This window comes from Nocardioides sp. AE5, from assembly GCF_031844485.1.
Classification (GTDB): domain Bacteria; phylum Actinomycetota; class Actinomycetes; order Propionibacteriales; family Nocardioidaceae; genus Nocardioides.
This window is the reverse complement of sequence record NZ_JAUZVI010000004.1, coordinates 271,239-288,982: the sequence shown is the minus strand read 5'-3', so window position 1 is coordinate 288,982 and position 17,744 is coordinate 271,239. Positions and strand designations below refer to the sequence as shown.

General features: G+C 70.1%; 13 protein-coding genes. 8 read left to right on the top strand and 5 right to left on the bottom strand.

Going from position 1 to position 17,744, the window contains the following annotated elements; translation table 11 throughout:
• Positions 1-59: 59 nt before the first annotated feature.
• The 4 genes from Q9R27_RS08915 to Q9R27_RS08900 all read right to left on the bottom strand — a co-directional run bounded on the left by Q9R27_RS08915 (position 60) and on the right by Q9R27_RS08900 (position 7,036).
• Complete coding sequence (locus Q9R27_RS08915) at positions 60-2,336, bottom strand: CDP-glycerol glycerophosphotransferase family protein (protein ID WP_311252012.1); 2,277 nt, start codon at positions 2,334-2,336, stop codon at positions 60-62.
• Entirely contained in the window at positions 2,333-3,217 is an 885-nt protein-coding gene (locus Q9R27_RS08910; protein ID WP_311252011.1) for a hypothetical protein, read from the bottom strand. The genes Q9R27_RS08915 and Q9R27_RS08910 overlap by 4 nt, the downstream gene beginning before the upstream one ends.
• Positions 3,214-5,601 carry a glycosyltransferase family A protein gene (locus tag Q9R27_RS08905; protein ID WP_311252010.1) on the bottom strand — a complete coding sequence of 796 codons (2,388 nt, stop codon included), beginning with the start codon at positions 5,599-5,601 and terminating at the stop codon, positions 3,214-3,216. Before Q9R27_RS08905 ends, Q9R27_RS08910 begins: the two co-directional genes overlap by 4 nt.
• A 115-nt stretch (positions 5,602-5,716) precedes the next feature.
• Complete coding sequence (locus tag Q9R27_RS08900; protein ID WP_311252009.1) at positions 5,717-7,036, bottom strand: citrate synthase; 1,320 nt, start codon at positions 7,034-7,036, stop codon at positions 5,717-5,719.
• Positions 7,037-7,215: 179 nt separating this feature from the next.
• On the opposite strand from Q9R27_RS08900, the gene Q9R27_RS08895 reads away from it, so the two are divergent.
• From Q9R27_RS08895 to glmM, 4 genes are all read left to right on the top strand, one after another.
• Entirely contained in the window at positions 7,216-8,916 is a 1,701-nt protein-coding gene (locus Q9R27_RS08895; RefSeq protein ID WP_311252008.1) for an ATP-binding cassette domain-containing protein, read from the top strand.
• 224 nt (positions 8,917-9,140) lie between these two features.
• On the top strand, positions 9,141-9,584 hold the full coding sequence (gene rplM, locus Q9R27_RS08890; protein ID WP_311252007.1) for a 50S ribosomal protein L13: 444 nt from the start codon (positions 9,141-9,143) through the stop codon (positions 9,582-9,584).
• Between the two features lie 20 nt (positions 9,585-9,604).
• Positions 9,605-10,114, top strand: coding sequence for a 30S ribosomal protein S9 (gene rpsI / locus Q9R27_RS08885; protein ID WP_397219660.1), 510 nt, complete (start codon positions 9,605-9,607; stop codon positions 10,112-10,114).
• Positions 10,115-10,239: 125 nt separating this feature from the next.
• On the top strand, positions 10,240-11,604 hold the full coding sequence (gene glmM / locus Q9R27_RS08880; protein ID WP_311252006.1) for a phosphoglucosamine mutase: 1,365 nt from the start codon (positions 10,240-10,242) through the stop codon (positions 11,602-11,604).
• Between the two features lie 184 nt (positions 11,605-11,788).
• On the opposite strand, the gene coaA is transcribed toward glmM, so the two are convergent.
• Positions 11,789-12,766 carry a type I pantothenate kinase gene (gene coaA / locus Q9R27_RS08875; protein ID WP_311252005.1) on the bottom strand — a complete coding sequence of 326 codons (978 nt, stop codon included), beginning with the start codon at positions 12,764-12,766 and terminating at the stop codon, positions 11,789-11,791.
• A 56-nt stretch (positions 12,767-12,822) separates the two neighbouring features.
• Here coaA and glmS point away from each other — a divergent pair, with 56 nt between their 5' ends.
• From glmS to alr, 4 genes are all read left to right on the top strand, one after another.
• Positions 12,823-14,667 (top strand): glutamine--fructose-6-phosphate transaminase (isomerizing), encoded by a 1,845-nt coding sequence (glmS, locus tag Q9R27_RS08870; RefSeq protein WP_311252004.1) that lies wholly within the window; start codon positions 12,823-12,825, stop codon positions 14,665-14,667.
• A 10-nt stretch (positions 14,668-14,677) separates the two neighbouring features.
• Complete coding sequence (locus Q9R27_RS08865; protein ID WP_311252003.1) at positions 14,678-15,028, top strand: holo-ACP synthase; 351 nt, start codon at positions 14,678-14,680, stop codon at positions 15,026-15,028.
• Between the two features lie 91 nt (positions 15,029-15,119).
• Positions 15,120-16,529 (top strand): NAD(P)H-hydrate dehydratase, encoded by a 1,410-nt coding sequence (locus Q9R27_RS08860; RefSeq protein WP_311252002.1) that lies wholly within the window; start codon positions 15,120-15,122, stop codon positions 16,527-16,529.
• 13 nt (positions 16,530-16,542) lie between these two features.
• Positions 16,543-17,742, top strand: coding sequence for an alanine racemase (gene alr, locus Q9R27_RS08855; protein ID WP_311252001.1), 1,200 nt, complete (start codon positions 16,543-16,545; stop codon positions 17,740-17,742).
• Positions 17,743-17,744 lie beyond the last annotated feature (2 nt).

The window sequence follows — 17,744 nt, the reverse complement described above, 5'->3', positions numbered from 1 at the left end:
GATCGTCCGCATCCCCTCAATGTCCGCACGGAACGACACCGGACGATGCTCCTTCACACTCACCCCTTGCCAGCCTCGGGAAGGGCCGACAGCGGTGCGTGGCGGGAGGCGAGCGTGGTCTCGATGACATCCGTGACCCGGGCGCAGTTGGCGCCATCGCGGTGCGGGAAGGCTGCATCGACCCGCGCGGCGTACTCGTCCGGCTGGGTGCAGTCGCTGGCGAGCATCGCTTCGAGGGCGTCCAGGGTTTCGTCCAGGGTCCGTGCCACCGGACCGAAGCCCTCCGCGTCGTAGTCGAACCACCCCGGCGAGGCGTGCAGGGTCTCGTACTCCTCCTCGTCGAAGCGTGCGTAGATCAACGGCGTACCGAGGTAGGCCACGTCGAAGTGCACCGAGGAGTAGTCGGTGATGAAGCCATCGCAATGGATGAGTTGCTGTTGCACGGGCAGTTCATCCTGGTCGGCGATCTGGATCCGGTCGCCGACGAGCGGCAGCGTGCTGAAGAAGTCGACCATGTTGTAGTGAGGCAGCATCACCAGGCGATAGTCGTACCGGTTGAGCATGGCGTCGAGGCGCGGGTGGGCCACCAGTGCGCTCATGAAGCGTTGGTAGCTCGATCCCTCGAACGGGTTCTGCGCCTCGTCCGTGCCGCCGAACAGTCTCGGCACGAGGTATTGCCGCCAGGTCGTCATGAAGAGGATGGTGCGCGTGCGTGCGCTCGGCTGCAGCGCGTCGTACCGGGGGAGTCCGGTCTCGGCGAGTTGCCGGTCGTATCCGGACACACGGAGCGCCTCGGTCTCGCGTGGCGTGCTGGTCAGCATGACGTCGTAACCGGTCGAACCACGGCGTACGGCGCGGGGGCTCATGTGGACGCCGTGCTGCAGGAAGACCTGGAGGCTGTCGGTACGCCAGGCCACATGCTCGACGAAGACGCTGGGATCCCACTGCCGTGGGATCAGGTAGTGCAGTGAGAAGGCGCCGATCACGGCTCGTGCATGGAGCATGTAGAGACGGTGTCGCCATGACGAATGGGGGAGGAGTGTGCCCAGGCCTGCGACGGCCCCGCGTTGTGGGCTCTCGTCGTCGATGACGTAGTGGACGACTCGGCCGCTGCGCGCCCCTGCCCCCCGCAGGTGGCGGAAGAGGTGCATGCCGTTGTCCTGCGCCGTGTCGCTCCGCTCACCGACGAGCCAGATGGTGCGCCAGAAGAAGAACGGCAGGGTGACCATGCGCAGGAGGCGCAGTCGCTTGGCCTGGGCAGGGATGCCGCGTCGGAAGGCAAACAGGACGTCGTCGACTGCCATCCGGAGGGCCCAGCGGAGGTGGGCGATCGCTCCTGTGCGGGCCTGCAGCCGAAGCATGGATCGCCCGGCCGTGGCGGAGGGGAAGACCTGGAAGCGCAAGGTCCTGCCGTCCCCGGCCGGCACTGCCACGGGGCGGGACGGCAGCAGGACGCCGGCCCGGGGCTTGAGTGGCTGTGTCGTGGGACGGGCTCCGTCCGCCTCGAGGAACAGTTGATAGGTGCCGCTGGAAAGACCGGCGAGGGGGATCTGGACCACCAGGTCGTCCCAGCTGCTCGGGCCGATCTTGGCGAAGCGTTCACTCAGGCCGGTCGGCTCCGAGGATGCCAGCCGTCCGTTCCTGTCGCGGGCGACCACGCGATAGCGCCAGGCCGGGGGATCGGACCCGGTGAGGGCCCGGGTGCCGAGGCCGATCCTGACGACCATGCCACCGGGGATCGGATCGGCCGCCTCCAGCACGGGGCGTGCGGCCACCAGGCTGAGGTGGGCCAGGTATTCGTTCCACGCCGTGCCGGTGGTGCCCGGCACCTGGCGCGCGACCTCGGTGTAGGCGGCGCCGACCTGTCGCGGGGTGTGCTCGGTCGGGGTGAGGATCGGGAGCATGTCGTCCCGCAGGTTGAGTGCGTCGGGGGTCCAGCCGATGGAGGAGTAGTCCGACTTCAGTGCGGTGGCTTCCGCGAGCACATCGGCCGGGGCGGCAGGGGAGCGGAGCAGGTGCGCAATGAGGTACGGCGTCGTGAGGTGGCGTGACTCCTCGACCAGTGCCTCGGAGAGGGACCTCAGGTCTGGCTCTGGTGACTCCACCAACCGGACCCGCGTCATCTCCGCGGTGAGGTTCCGGATTGCGGCGCCGGTGCTTGCCGGATGGACGATGGTCACCACGAGATCGGCCGTGGTGGCATCCTCCCGCAACTGCGCCAGGTGTCCTGACAACAGCGGCAGGCGGCGTTCCGGAACCAGCACCGCGTATCCGAAGGAGGACACCTGACCCTGCCGGGGCGGCGTGCTGGTTGCGATGGTGGAGCTGGTGGTCATGCGTCGTGGTGCAGTGGGAGGGCGGGATCGGCCTCGTCGGCCCTCCACCCTGGCGTCGCGGCCCAGGCCCGTGTCACCGGCCGCGCCGGGTCAGCCTCGAGCGCAGTGAGGATGCCCCCCGGGGTGAGCAGGGCATCGAGCAGCGGCAGGACCGGGCGGGTGGCCTGGGCGGAACTGGTGTCCGGCACCCCGACCACGATCAGGTCGAAGGGGCCGGAGTGGGCCAGGTCCGACAGGTCGTACCACTCCAGCCAGGCGTGGGGTACGTCGGGAAGCGCACGGGGAACGGGTACGACGCGTGCCCCGTCGATGGAGGTGTATGGGGCGGCGGCGTCCATGACGAGTGTTGTCTCGCCCGCCACGGCATTCGCCAACCAGGCCCCGGCGGGCCCGGGGTCGATCGCCAGGACCCGTGCCGGGCGTTGCTCCTTGACCAGGCGCAGGACCGCGGCAAACTGGGCGGGCATGATTCCAGGCAGGACCAGCGGCGGTGCCGTCGGAGCGGGATGGTGCGTGTGGATCCACAGCAGGGCTGCGACCTGGTCGGTCCCGGTGGTGTCGTCCCGGGGCGATCCGGTCGTGGTGGCGCCGAGCGCCGCCTGGACCTCTGCCGCGACACGTCGCGCCAGTTGCACCTCCCCGGCGGCGGAGTGGCGTGCGGTGACGGTGCCGCTGGTCGCAGGGACCCGGCCGAGCGTGGAGCGCATGCGTCCGATGTCCGTGCGGATCAGTGCCAGCGCACCGAGCGTGCAGACGATGGCCACGGAGAGCGCAGCGAGGGCGACGCTCCACCACTGCAGGATGGCAGCCAGTGCGGTGACGGCAGCAGCAGCGCCACCCGCTCCGGTCACCACCAGATACTTGCGCCCGAGTTCCCTCATGCGTCCACAGTCTCCTTGCTGCTCGTCAAGTGCGGGATTATGGCACTCCTGACGGCCTCGGCCCCCAGGTGGGACATGGCCCAGTCGGCGGCGCGCCGTCCTTGGGCGGCAACCATGGCCGACTCCCATGCGAGCGCCAGTTGCGCCAGGTCGGTCTCGTCGAGGTAGAGCGCAGCGGTATCCAGGTGGCCCTCGTACGCGCGGGGCGCCACGATGATCCGTCCGTTGGCCAGTGCGCGGGCGAGCCAGCGGGACAGGTGGGGTCCCCGCTGGGGCAGGCGCGGGATGACGATGATGTCGCACAGTGCAGCGAACTCGTCGTCGCTGACGGCCGTGGAGCGGAGGTGCTCCACGCCAAGCGCCTCCAGCCCACTGGTGCGTCCCGGCCCCCGGGAGAGGACCCGGATCTCGCTGTCGGACGTCGCCTCCAGGAACGGGGCCAGGCCGGTGTCGGTGCCGGTGACCGGGGTGGGGTCGTCCAAGGCGATGCCGACGGTGGGGACGGCGGCAGCGGGAACACCCGGCCGGGATTCCAGTGCACCGAACGGGGCAGGTGGCAGGACCCGCGCAGGAATTGCGGACTCCGCGATCGCCGTACCAATGCCCGGTGTGGCAGGCAACCAGGCGACTGCTGCCCCGGTCCGGCTGGCGAGGATGTCGGCCACGGCCGCAGGGTCGTACCCGCCGCCGTGGTGGGGAGCGTAATCGGCGATGACCACTGCGTGGGGTGCGGTGAGGCCAGTGAGGGCCTGGTCCGGCATGGCAACGGGACCGGCCGGATCGCGGACCACCAGCAGGCGGGCTCGGACCTGGTCGCCCGGGAAGAGGCGCGTGACCCCGTTCCTGATCGCCTCCGCGAGCGACCCACGGGCCTCGCGGACGCTCGCGGTGAGGTCGTAGGGGGCCAGGCACTCCATGATGCCCACGCGCAGACCGGCGTCGACCAACGCCGTGGCTTCGGCGGCCAGGTCCACGACGGTCGGCGCCCCCGCGGTGAGGTTGGCCAGGAGCACCACGTCGAGGTCGCGTGGAGCGGGTCGCACTCCGGCCAGGTAGTCGGGAGCAGGGAATGGGGCGCGAACGCCCGGAGCGACATAGGCGCCTTCCGGTGCCCGGCGCAGTTGGGCGTGCCAGTGCCGGAAGTCAGACATGTACTGCCGGCGAGTCGGGTTGGTGCGCAGGAACCGGAAGTCATCCCTGGACAGGGATCCCTGGGTCAACTGGACCAGGGCCAGGGGTTCCTCGATCTCGAGCAGTGCTTCCTTGCCGAACCTGACCCGGAACCGCTCCACGAACTCTGAGTCGGCGCCCTTGCGGATCGCGTCGAACCCACCCATCCCGGCCAGGACGTCGCTGCGTCGGAACAGGATGGAGGAGAGATTGACCCGCTCCGTGGGCCGCCCCAGGACCGTCAGTCGCAGGTCCGGGGTGCACTGGATGCACCAGCTCATGCAGGCGCGGGCACCGGGTGTTGCCTGCATGGCGCGATACTGGCGTTCGATGCGGCGTGGATGGGACCAGTCGTCGGCATCGTTGAAGGTGACGAACTCGCCGCGGGCGGTCCCCACGCCCAGGTTCCGTGCCGCGTAGGCGCCGCCGTTGCGCGGTGCCCGGACGTGGTGGATGCGGGCGTCCAGCGCCACCAGCTCGGCGAAGAGTTCGCTCCCCGTGGTGGAGGCGTCGTCGCAGAGCAGGATCTCCAGGTTCGACCAGGTCTGGGCCAGGAGTGAGTCCACGGTGGTGCGCAGGCTCGGGCCGGGGTTGTAGACCGGGACGATGACGGAGACCAGGGGGAGGTCCGGGTCCGGATCGTCCGCTGTCGCTGCGGCGTACACCCGGTCGAAGGCCACACCTTCGCCTCCGCGGAGGCCCAACGGCTCGATGCCGAGGGCAGCGAAGGGGCGATTGAGTTCGGCCAGCCAGGCAGCGTCGGCAGTGGTGGGGCTGCCCGGGTGGAGGGCATCGGCGTCTGCTGCCCACAACACCGAGCTGTTGACCCGTCGCGGTGTCAGCACCGAGCGGAAGGCGCCGAGCTGGCCGGCCAGGGAGAGTGCCTGGACCCACACCGCGTTGAGGTCACCGGAGAGCGCCCGGTGGCCGCCGACCCGATAGGCAAGCCGGAATACCGCGACCGTGTCCTCGACGTTGGTCCCGCTCTCGTGCTCGGAGGCTACGAAGTGGCCGAACCAGGCCAGGCCGACCGGGTCGAAGTCGACTGCGATCCCGGTGGTCCCGGTCCGTGCGTGGGCGATCAGTCCATCGGCATCGAAGTGTCCACGACTGGCCTGACGGGCCAGGTCATCGCGATAGCGGGAGCCCGGGAGCCGTCCCGCGGTGCGGGCGAGAGTGGGCCACGCCATCGCGGGCAGGGTCGGTTTGGGCATCGCCGCACGATATCGCAGTGGACCAAGGGTTTCGGAAACCGCAAGGCCCCCGGGGGGCTGTCGCTTCCCGGGGCCCTGGGATCCACCCGTGGGTGGCGGTCGTCCTTGTTCGTGCTCAGGCCCAGCGCTCGCTGGCCGCGGTGAAGTCGAGGCGGCGCTCACCGGTGTAGATCTGCTTGGGCCGGGCGATCTTCTGCTCCTTGTCCTGGACCAGTTCCAGCCACTGCGCCAACCAGCCCGGCGTACGGCCGATGGCGAAGAGGACGGTGAACATCTCCGGCGGGAACTGGAACGCCTCGTAGATCAGGCCCGAGTAGAAGTCCACATTCGGATAGAGCTTGCGCTGGACGAAGTATTCATCCTCCAGGGCGATCTTCTCCAGCTCCAGGGCGATGTCCAGGAGCGGGTTGGTGCCGGTCACCTCGAAGACGTCCTCGGCGGACTTCTTGATGATCTTCGCGCGCGGGTCGTAGTTCTTGTAGACCCGGTGGCCGAAGCCCATCAGGCGCTCGTTGCCGTTCTTGACGCCGTCGATGAAGGAGGGGATGTTCTCCTTCTTCCCGATCCGGCGCAGCATCCGCAGCACCGCCTCGTTGGCGCCGCCGTGGAGCGGGCCGAAGAGTGCGCCGACGCCAGCGGCCACGGCGGAATAGGGGTCGACCTGGGTCGAGCCGACGGAGCGGACCGCGTTGGTCGAGGCGTTCTGCTCGTGGTCGGCGTGCAGGATGAACAGGACGTCCAGGGCACGCACCAGGCGCTCGTCGGCCTCGAACTTCTTCTCGCTCATCTTGAAGAGCATGGAGAGGAAGTTCTCGGTGTAGCTCAGGTCGTTGTCGGGATAGACGAACGGCTTGCCCTGGGCGTGGCGGAAGGACCAGGCGCCGAGGGTGGGCATCTTGGCGATCATCCGGACGATCTGCATGTGGCGGTTGGCCGGGTCGTCGATGTTGCGGGCGTCCGGGTAGAAGGTGGACAGCGCACCGACCGACGCCATCAGCATCCCCATCGGGTGGGCGTCGTAGCGGAAGCCGTGCATGAACGACTTCACGTTCTCGTGGACGAACGTGTGGTAGGTGATCTCGTGCTCCCAGGCGTCGTACTCGGCCTTGGTGGGGAGCGCGCCGTGGATCAGCAGGTAGGCGACCTCGAGGAAGTTCGACTTCTCGGCGAGCTGCTCGATCGGGTATCCGCGGTATTCGAGGATGCCCTTGTCGCCGTCGATGAAGGTGACGGCGCTGCGGCAGGAGGCAGTGTTGACGAAACCGGGGTCGTAGACGGCCAGGCCCGGGGTCTCCTCGTCGACGCGGATCTTGCCGAGATCGGCGGCCTTGATGGTGCCGTCGGTGATCGGGACGGCGTATTCACTGCCGGTGCGGTTGTCCCTGATGGTGAGGGACTGGGTGTTGTCTTCGGTGACGGCCGGTGCGTCGGTCACGTCGGCTCCTGTCGTCCATGAGTGTTGTGGACTCTCGTATCGGTCAGTCCCAACCTATTCCGTTGTGGCGCCCGACACCACGTGGGGTGCCCCTTGATGAAGTTACTGACCGGTTGTTGAGACGCCGCCGCCCGGTAAACCGTTTGCGACCGGTCAACAGTGGCGGAGAGGATCGGAGCATGGGCCATGTGGACGTCGCCGGGGTGCGCTTCGAACTCCCCGACGGGCGGGTGCTGCTCGAGGACGTCTCATTCCGGGTCGGTGACGGGAGCAAGGTGGCGCTGGTGGGCGCCAACGGTGCCGGGAAGACCACCCTGCTGAGGATCATCACTGGCGAACTCGCCCCGCATGCAGGGGTGGTCACCCGCAGCGGCGGCCTCGGCGTGATGCGACAGATGGTGTCCGACGGACTCCCCGAAGGACCCACCGTCGCAGACCTGCTGGGCTCCGTCGCCCCGCCCGCGGTACGCCGTGCCGCGGCGGCGGTGGAGCGTTGCGAGCTGGCCCTGATGGAGGTCGACGACGAACGCAACCAGATGCGCTATGCCGCAGCCCTTGCCGAGTTCGGCGACGCCGGCGGCTATGACATCGAGGTGGTCTGGGACGTCTGCGCGATGGCCGCGCTGGGCGCGCCCTTCGACCGGGTCCGCAACCGGCTGCTCGCCACGCTGTCGGGTGGGGAGCAGAAGCGGCTCGTCCTGGAGTACCTGCTCCGTGGCCCGGACCAGGTCCTGCTCCTGGACGAACCGGACAACTTCCTCGATGTGCCCGGCAAGATCTGGCTCGAGGAACGGATCAGGGCGTCCGCCAAGACCATCCTGTTCATCTCCCACGACCGGGAGTTGCTGGCCAACACCGCGACCCGGGTGGTCACCGTCGAGCTCGGGTCCAGCGGAAACCGGGTCTGGACCCACCCGGGAGGCTTCGCCTCCTACCACCAGGCCAGGCGGGACCGGTTCGCCCGGTTCGAGGAACTCCGCAGGCGCTGGGACGAGGAGCACGCCAAGCTGCGCGCCCAGATGCTGATGTACAAGCAGAAGGCCGCCTACAACTCCGACATGGCCAGCCGCTACCAGGCGGCCCAGACCCGGTTGCGCCGCTTCGAGGATGCGGGGCCACCGACTGAGCAGCCGCGGGAGCAGCAGGTGGCCATGCGGCTGCGCGGGGGACGGACCGGGAAGCGTGCCGTGGTCTGCGAGGCCCTGGAGTTGACCGGGCTGATGAAGCCGTTCGACCTGGAGGTCTGGTACGGCGAACGGGTCGCCGTGCTCGGCTCGAACGGGTCCGGTAAGTCGCACTTCCTGCGCCTGCTCGCCGGTGGCGGCACCACCCCGGAGGCCGGACACCTCCCGGTGGGCGAGGCTGAGGTCGCCCCGGTGGCGCACCGGGGCGTGGCCAGGCTCGGTGCCCGGGTCCGGCCGGGATGGTTCGTGCAGACCCACGAACACCCCGAACTGGTGGGGCGCACCCTGCTCGAGATCCTGCACCGCGGCGACACCGGCATGGCCGGACATGGTCGCGAGGGAATGGGGCGCGAGCAGGCCTCCCGGGTGCTGGACCGCTATGAGCTCGCCCACGCTGCCGACCAGCGGTTCGAGTCGCTCTCCGGTGGGCAGCAGGCCCGGTTCCAGATCCTGCTGCTCGAACTTTCCGGCGCCACGTTGTTGCTCCTCGACGAACCCACCGACAACCTCGACCTCCAGTCCGCGGAGGCACTGGAGGAAGGACTGGCAGCATTCGAGGGCACGGTGCTCGCGGTGACCCATGACCGCTGGTTCGCCCGCGGCTTCGACCGGTTCCTGGTCTACCGTGCGGACGGCACCGTGGCCGAGACCCCCGAGCCGGTCTGGGACGAGGGCCGGGTCAGGCGGGCGCGCTGACATCGGGGCACGCTGGCCTGCGGGGCGTGCAGGCGGACCCGCTGGCGTTTTGACCCCGCAGGCGGCCTCCGCCTAAACTTGCTGGTCGCGCCTGTTGCCGCGCCCTCAAGCGGTGCAGACCCGGACGAAGTGGAGCCGGGCAGTGTTCGTCAGCAGGCGTCAGCACCACCACCCGACCAGGCATCCCTGGCCGGTCCCAACGAACTGAAGTGGAGCAACTCACGTTGCGTACTTACAGCCCCAAGCCCGCTGACATCCAGCGCGAATGGCTCGTCATCGACGCCGAGGACATCGTCCTCGGCCGCCTCGCCGTCCAGGTTGCGAACCTGCTCCGCGGCAAGCACAAGCCCACCTTTGCCCCGCACATGGACATGGGTGACTTCGTCATCGTCGTGAACGCGGAGAAGGTTGCCCTCTCCGGCAACAAGAAGACCGCCAAGCTAGCCTACCGCCACTCGGGATACCCCGGTGGCCTCTCCGCCACGCCGATCGGTGAACTCCTGGAGAAGGACGCCCGCAAGGCCATCGAGAAGGCCGTCTGGGGCATGCTCCCCAAGAACCGCCTCGGCCGCCAGATGCTGAAGAAGCTCAAGGTCTACTCCGGCCCCGAGCACCCGCACGCGGCCCAGAAGGCCACCCCGTTCGAGATCACGCAGATCTCCCAGTGATTGCAGACAAGGACATCAACGTGACTGAGAACATCACCGCCGAGGGCGAGGTCGAGGAGACCTACGAGACCAACGAGCAGGGCATCGCCTACTCGTCCGAGTCCGCCCCGTCCGCCGACGCCCCGCAGCGTCCGGCCACCATCGCCCCGGCCGGCGCCACCGGCCGCCGCAAGGAGGCCGTGGCCCGGGTCCGCATCGTGCCCGGTTCCGGCGAGTGGAGCATCAACGGCCGCAGCCTCGAGAACTACTTCCCGAACAAGCTGCACCAGCAGATCGTCAACGAGCCGTTCGCTGCCCTGCAGCTCGAGGGTCGCTTCGACGTCATCGCCCGCATCCACGGCGGCGGCAGCGCTGGCCAGGCCGGCGCGCTGCGCCTGGGCGTGGCGCGTTCGCTGAACGACGTCGACGTCGAGGCCAACCGCCCGGTCCTCAAGAAGGCCGGACTGCTCACCCGTGACGCCCGCGTGGTCGAGCGGAAGAAGGCCGGTCTCAAGAAGGCCCGCAAGGCCTCGCAGTTCTCCAAGCGCTGATTCCGCTCCGCATGCCGGGCACCGGCATGCGAGGCGGTCCACGCCGCTTCCCGGGCACGCTGGCGGCCCCCGTGCCGCCAGCGTGCCCGGTTCTTTCGTTTCCGACGCCGCAGGGGGATGTGAGCGTGACCAAGAAGTTGTTCGGCACCGACGGGGTGCGTGGCCTGGCCAATCGCGATCTCACCGCGGAACTGGCCCTCGACCTGTCCGTCGCCGCAGCGCACGTGTTGGCCGACCGTGGCGAACTCGCGGCCCCGGGCACGCCCGGACGGCGCCCGCTGGCCGTGGTCGGGCGTGACACCCGGGCCTCGGGCGAATTCCTCGAGGCCGCCGTCGTGGCGGGACTTGCCTCGGCCGGCGTCGACGTACACCTGCTGGGCGTCCTGCCGACCCCGGGCGTTGCACACCTGACCGGTGCGCTCGGGGCAGACCTCGGCGTGATGCTGAGCGCGTCGCACAACCCGATGCCGGACAACGGGATCAAGTTCCTGGCCCGCGGTGGGGTCAAGCTCGACGACGCCATCGAGGTGGCCATCGAGGAGCGCTTGCGCGAGGAGTGGGAGCGCCCCACGGGCGCCGATGTCGGCCGGGTCACGACGTACGACGCGGCGGTCGACGACTATGTGGCCCACCTCGTCTCGACCCGCTCGACACCCCTGGCCGGCCTCAAGGTCGTCCTCGACTGTGCGGAGGGAGCCGCCTGGCAGGCAGGCCCGCAGGCCCTGCGTGCCGCCGGTGCCGAGGTGATCGCGATCCACGCGGAGCCCGACGGGCTCAACATCAACGACAACTGCGGTTCCACCCACCTCGAGGACCTGCAACGCGCCGTCGTCGAGCACGGCGCCGACGCCGGATTCGGGCTCGACGGCGACTCCGATCGCTGCCTGGCCGTCGACGCCGACGGCACCGTGGTGGACGGTGACCAGATCCTGGCCGTGCTGGGACTCTCGCTCCGTGACGCCGGCAAGCTGCCCGGCGACGTCGTGGTGGCAACGGTGATGAGCAACCTCGGCTTCGTCCAGGCGCTGGAGGCCAACGGCCTCACCGTGCGCCAGACCAGCGTGGGGGACCGCTATGTGCTGGAGGAGATGAAGGCAGGCGGATTCGGCCTGGGCGGTGAACAGTCCGGCCACGTGATCATGAGCGAGCACGCCACCACCGGCGACGGGATCCTCACCGCCCTGCACCTGCTCGAGCGGATGGCCGTCACCGGATCCTCCCTGGCCGACCTGGCCGCCGTGATGACGCGCCTGCCGCAGGTGCTGGTCAACGTCGCCGGCGTCGACAAGGCACGCGCCGGCACGGATGAGGAACTGCTGGCTGCCGTGGCCCGGGCGGAGGACGACCTGGGCGACTCCGGTCGCGTGCTGCTGCGGCCCTCGGGGACCGAGCCGCTGGTCCGGGTGATGGTGGAAGCGCCCACCGAGGAGCAGGCAGGCGCGGTCGCGGATTCGCTGGCCGCAGTGGTGCGCGAGCGCCTGGCGCTCTGAGTCGCGGCGTACCCCGGGACTTGTGCGGTGCTGTTGCCCACGGCGTACCCCGGGACTTGTGCGGTGCTGTTGCCCACGGCGTACCCCGGGACTTGTGCGGTGTTGTGGACGAAAAAGGGGCGCACAGCGCTACTTGAGCGACGATAACCCCGCGTTACAGGGCATGTAGTGAGGGTGGGAAGGGTCAGAGCTTGCGCAGGCGCACGTAGCGCACCGAGTGGTCCTTGTCCTTGCGGAGCACGAGGTTGGCCCGTGACCGGGTGGGCAGCACGTTCTGGGTCAGGTTCGGGCCGTTGATCGACTCCCAGATCCGCGCCGCCTCGACACGGGCCTCGGCCTCGGTCAGGTCGCCATAGCGGGCGAAGTAGGACTTCGGGTCCCGGAAGGCGGTGTCACGCAGGCGCAGGAAGCGTTGGACGTACCAGTGCTGGATGTCGGAGGTGGCGGCGTCGACGAAGACGGAGAAGTCGAAGAAGTCGCTCACGGCCAGGCCGGTCCGGCCGTCCTCGCGGACCCGCGCCGGTTGCAGCACGTTGAGGCCCTCCACGATGACGATGTCCGGGCTCTTGACGACGATCTTCTCGTCGGGGACCACGTCATAGGTCAGGTGCGAATAGATCGGTGCCTCGACCTCGTCCTTGCCGGACTTGATGTCGATCACGAACCGGAGCAGGGCCTTGCGGTCATAGGACTCCGGGAAGCCCTTGCGCTGCAGCAGGCCACGCCGCTCTAGTTCCGCGTTGGGGAAGAGGAAGCCGTCGGTGGTGACCAGGGAGACCGACGGGTGTTCGGGCCAGTGGGCCAGCATCTGCTGCAGCACGCGCGCCGTGGTCGACTTGCCGACCGCGACGGACCCGGCCAGGCCGATCACGAACGGCGTACGCGGGGGCACCGGGAAGTCGAGGAACGCCTGCTGGCGCCGGTGCAGGTGCCCCGCCGCGTCGACGTACAGGCTGAGCAGTCGGGAGAGTGGCAGGTAGACCTGCTGCACCTCGTCGAGGTTCAACTCGTCGCCGAGCCCGCGGACCCGGTCGATCTCGGCCGGACTGAGTGGCTGTTCGGTCGATTCGGCGAGCGCCGCCCATGCGTCGCGCGCCAGTTCGATGTACGGCGAGGTCTCGCGGCCGTGGTCGCGCCCCTCGGAGCCAGCCGGGGAAGACATGATCGCCATTGTTGCAGTTGCCGATTCCGCATGCGTGGACGGATACACTTCGGCGCATGTGTGGAATCGTGGGATACGTCGGGAGCCAGCAGGCACAGGGCGTCGTGATCGAGGGATTGCGACGCCTGGAGTATCGGGGCTACGACTCGGCAGGCATCGCCCTGGTCGACTCAGGACGGATCGCCTCTGACAAGCGCGCCGGCAAGTTGGCCAACCTGGACAAGGCCATCGACGAGCATCCCCTGCCGCCGTCGACCACCGGCATCGGGCACACCCGCTGGGCCACCCACGGTGCCCCCAACGACACCAACGCCCACCCGCACCTGGGGGCCGAGAAGCGCCTTGCGCTGGTGCACAACGGGATCATCGAGAACTTCGCCGAACTCCGCGCCGAACTCGAGGCCGAGGGCCACGACCTGCTCTCCGAGACCGACACCGAGATCGCCGCCCACCTGATCGAGCGCGAGCTGGCCACCGGCATCGACCTGACCACCGCCATGCAGCGTGCCTGCCAGCGCCTGGAGGGGGCCTTCACCCTGGTCGCCATCGACGCCCAGGACCCCGACCGGGTCGTCGCCGCGCGGCGCAACAGCCCGCTGGTGGTGGGCCTGGGCGAGGGGGAGAACTTCCTCGGCTCCGACGTGGCTGCCTTCATCGAGCACACCCGTGAGGCCCTCGAGCTCGGCCAGGACCAGGTCGTCACCATCACCCGCGAGGGCGTCGAGGTCACCGGGTTCGACGGCTCCCCGGCCGAGGGCACCCGCTACCACGTGGACTGGGACCTCTCCTCGGCGGAGAAGGACGGCCACGACTGGTTCATGCGCAAGGAGATCTTCGAGCAGCCCCGTGCCGTGGCTGACTCGCTGCTGGGCCGGCGTACTGCCGACGGCAGCCTCCAGCTCGACGAGGTCCGCCTCTCCGACGACGAACTGCGCGACATCGACAAGATCATCATCATCGCCTGCGGCACCTCGTTCTATGCCGGGATGGTGGCCAAGTACGCGATCGAGCACTGGTGCCGGATCCCGGTCGAGGTCGAACTGGCCTCCGAGTTCCGCTACCGCGACCCGATCCTGACCCGGGAGACCCTGGTCGTGGCGATCAGCCAGTCCGGCGAGACCGCCGACACCCTGCAGGCAATCCGCCACGCTCGCACGCAGCGGTCCAAGGTGCTCGCGATCTGCAACACCAACGGTTCCACCATCCCGCGCGAGTCGGACGCGGTGATCTACACCCACGCCGGACCCGAGATCGGGGTCGCCTCCACCAAGGGGTTCCTGACCCAGCTGGTCGCCTGCTACCTGCTCGCCCTCTACCTGGCCCAGGTCAAGGGGACCCGCTTCGGGGACGAGATCGCCGAGTGGATGGATCACCTGGAGCGGATGCCCGCGCACATCGAGAAGGTGCTCGACGGTGCCGACGCGATCTATGACCTCGCCCGACGCCACCAGGAAACCAAGTCGGTCCTCTTCCTTGGCCGCCACGCCGGCTACCCGGTCGCGCTCGAGGGCGCCCTGAAGCTCAAGGAACTGGCCTACATCCACGCCGAGGGATTCGCTGCCGGAGAGCTCAAGCACGGACCGATCGCGCTGATCGCCGAGGACCTGCCGGTGCTCTGCGTGGTGCCGCCCCGCGGGCGCGACCAGTTGCACGAAAAGATGATCTCCGGCATCCAGGAGGTGCGCGCCCGGGGCGCGAGGACGATCTGCCTGGCCGAGGAGGGCGACGAGAAGATCCTCCCGTACGCCGACGAGTTGATCACCCTGCCGAAGGTCCCGGTGCTGCTCCAGCCGCTGGTTGCCGCGGTGCCGCTCCAGCTCTTCGCCTGCGAACTGGCCACCGCGATGGGCCACGACGTGGACCAGCCGCGCAACCTGGCCAAGTCCGTCACCGTCGAGTGACGCCGCCGCCGTGATCGTCGGGGTCGGGGTCGACGTCGTCGACGTGGCACGGTTCGTCGAGACCCTGGCACGGACGCCGGCGCTGCGTGCCCGCCTCTTCACCCCTGCCGAGGCCGAGTTCGCCGACCAGTCGTTGGCGGCCCGGTTCGCGGCCAAGGAGGCCATCGCCAAGGCGCTCGGTGCACCGCCTGGCCTGGGCTGGCACGACGCCGAGGTGGTCAAGGAGGAGTCCGGGCGGCCCCGGTTCGTGATCAGGGGCACCGTGGAGGCCGCCTGCACCGCCGCCGGCGGCAAGCACGTGCACCTCTCGCTCTCCCACGACGGCGGCCTGGCCACGGCGTACGTCGTGATCGAGGGCTGAGCAGCCGTCCGCGGGGTTGAGATGTCGGTTGCCGTCACCGGGTGACGGTGAGCGACACACCAGGCCGGCGGCACCCACTAGTCTCGGCCCCATGCGCCAGGCCCACAGCGTCGAACAGGTCCGTGCCGCCGAGGCAGACCTGCTCGCGACCCTGCCCGACGGTGCCCTGATGGCCCGGGCCGCCAGTGGCCTGGCCACTGCGGTGATCGACCTGCTCGGCGGGGCCTATGGGCGACGGGTGCTGCTCCTGGTCGGCTCCGGGGACAACGGCGGCGACACCCTGTTCGCAGGCGCGCTGCTGGCCCGGCGCGGCGCCCAGGTCACGGCGGTGCTGCTGGCAGACCATCCGCACGCAGCCGGCCTGGCGGCGCTCCGCGCATCCGGCGGTACGACGTGCCCGGCGGCTGGGTTCACCCCGCCAGCAGGCCTGGACGTGGTGGTGGACGGCATCGTCGGCATCGGTGGCCGCCCGGGCCTGCGCCCCGACGCGGTCGCCGTGCTGTCCCGGCTCACGGGGCTCCCGATGGTGGCGGTCGACGTGCCCAGCGGGCTCAGCGTGGACACCGGAGAGATCGATGGCGCGCACGTGAGGGCCGACCTCACCGTCACCTTCGGCACCCACAAGCCGTGCCACGTCCTCTACCCTGCCGCCCTGCACTGCGGTGCCGTCGTAGTCGTCGACCTCGGCCTCGACCTGCCCGAGCCGGTGCTCGAGGTGCTCCAACCAGCCGACGTGGCTGCACTGCTGCCGGTCCCGGCCCCGGCCGCCCACAAGTACACCCGCGGCGTGGTCGGCCTGCGGACCGGCGCCGCCTATCCGGGCGCCGGCCTGCTCAGCGCAGCCGGCGCCAACTGCGGCCTGGCCGGCATGGTCCGCCACGTCGGCCCCGACGAGGTGGGCAACCAGGTCCGCGCCGCCCATCCCGAGGTGGTGCTTGGCCCCGGCCGCGTGCAGGCCTGGGTGGTCGGCTCCGGGGGCGGCGAGGACGCAGGGACGGAACTCGCGACCGCGCTGGCCGACGGCGTACCGGTCGTGGTGGACGCCGACGCCCTGGCCCACGTCCGACCGACCCCAGGGGCGCCCGCGGACCCACCCCTGGTGCTGACCCCGCACGCCGGCGAACTGGCCCGGATGCTCGACATGCGCCGCGACCAGGTGGAGGCGCGCCCCTGGCACTTCGCGCGCCACGCGGCACGCGAGTTCGGTGCCGTGGTGCTGCTCAAGGGCCGCCGTACCGTGGTCTGTGACCCCGACGGACGGACCCGGGTCACCACCACCGGCACGCCATGGCTGGGCACGGCCGGAGCCGGGGACGTGCTGGCCGGCCTGATCGGCGCGCTGGCCGCCGCCGGACTCGGCCCGTACGACGCGGCCTCGGTGGGATCCTGGCTCCACGGGGCCGCTGCCACCCGCGCCTCGGCCGACGGGCCGATCGTGGCCACGGACGTGGCACGCGCGCTGCCCGGGGTGGTTCGCGACCTGCGCGGCCAGGCACAGTGACACAATCGGGCCCATGAGTGGGGAGAGGGCGAGCGCGGCTGCCGTGCCGCACCGGGCAGAGATCGTGGTCGACCTGGCCGCGATCCGGCACAACGTACGCCGCCTGCGCGCGCTCACCCGCACCCCCGACGGCGGCGGTCCGCTGATGATGACCGTGGTCAAGGCCGACGGCTATGGCCACGGGATGGTGCCGGTGGCCCGCGCCGCCCGGGAGGCCGGCGCCGACTGGCTCGGCGTGGCCACCCTCGACGAGGCGGTGGCACTGCGCGACGGCCACGACCGAGGCCGGGTGCTGTGCTGGATGGCGGTGCCGGGCGAGGAGTACGCCCCGGCCATCGAGCGCGACATCGACGTCTCGGCGTACTCGCTGGCCCAGCTCGCCGAGATCGAGCAGGCAGCGGTCGAGCAGGGAACCACGGCACGGGTCCAGCTCAAGGTCGACACCGGGCTCTCCCGCGGGGGCTGCCTGCCCGTCGACTGGCCGGCGCTGGTGGATGCGGCCCGGTCCGCCGAGGAGCGGGGAGCGGTGCGGATCACCGGGCTCTGGTCCCACCTGGCCTGCGCGGACGACCCTGCGCATCCGGCGAACGACGAGCAGGAGCGGGTCTTCCTCGACGCGATCGAGGCCGCCCGGGGGGCCGGGCTCCGCCCCGAGGTGCGCCACCTGGCCAACAGCGCCGCCGCGGTGCTGCGACCGTCCAGCCACTTCGACATGGTCCGGGTCGGGATCGCCAGCTATGGCCTCGACCCGGCGCCGGGGGCGACCGGCGACCTGGGCCTGGTCCCGGCAATGACGGTGCGCGCCACACTGGCGATGGTCAAGCGGGTCGAGGCGGGCGCCTCGGTCTCCTACGGGCACCGCTGGACCGCCCCCGCACCGACCACACTGGGCCTGGTCCCCGCCGGGTACGCCGAGGGGTTGCCGCGGGCCGCATCCAACCGGGGCAACGTCTGGGCCGCCGGCAGCAGGCGCCCGATCCGCGGCACCCTGTGCATGGACCAGTTCGTGATCGACCTCGGCGACGACACCGCGGCCGCCGGCGACACGGTGGAGATCTTCGGCACCGGGCACGACGGAGCGCCGACCGCCCAGGAGTGGGCCGAGGTGGTGGACACGATCAACTATGAGATCGTCACCCGGGTCGGTGGTCGCCTGGCCAGGGTCCATGTCGACAGCGAAACCGCAGCAACCGCACGGGAGGACGACCAGTGAGC

Coding starts and splice junctions, on each gene's coding strand:
- Q9R27_RS08915 (WP_311252012.1), bottom strand. CDS start 2,336: ATGACCACCAGCTCCACCATCGCAACCAGCACGCCGCCCCGGCAGGGT.
- Q9R27_RS08910 (WP_311252011.1), bottom strand. CDS start 3,217: ATGAGGGAACTCGGGCGCAAGTATCTGGTGGTGACCGGAGCGGGTGGC.
- Q9R27_RS08905 (WP_311252010.1), bottom strand. CDS start 5,601: ATGCCCAAACCGACCCTGCCCGCGATGGCGTGGCCCACTCTCGCCCGC.
- Q9R27_RS08895 (WP_311252008.1), top strand. CDS start 7,216: ATGGGCCATGTGGACGTCGCCGGGGTGCGCTTCGAACTCCCCGACGGG.
- coaA (WP_311252005.1), bottom strand. CDS start 12,766: ATGTCTTCCCCGGCTGGCTCCGAGGGGCGCGACCACGGCCGCGAGACC.
- glmS (WP_311252004.1), top strand. CDS start 12,823: ATGTGTGGAATCGTGGGATACGTCGGGAGCCAGCAGGCACAGGGCGTC.
- Q9R27_RS08860 (WP_311252002.1), top strand. CDS start 15,120: ATGCGCCAGGCCCACAGCGTCGAACAGGTCCGTGCCGCCGAGGCAGAC.
- alr (WP_311252001.1), top strand. CDS start 16,543: ATGAGTGGGGAGAGGGCGAGCGCGGCTGCCGTGCCGCACCGGGCAGAG.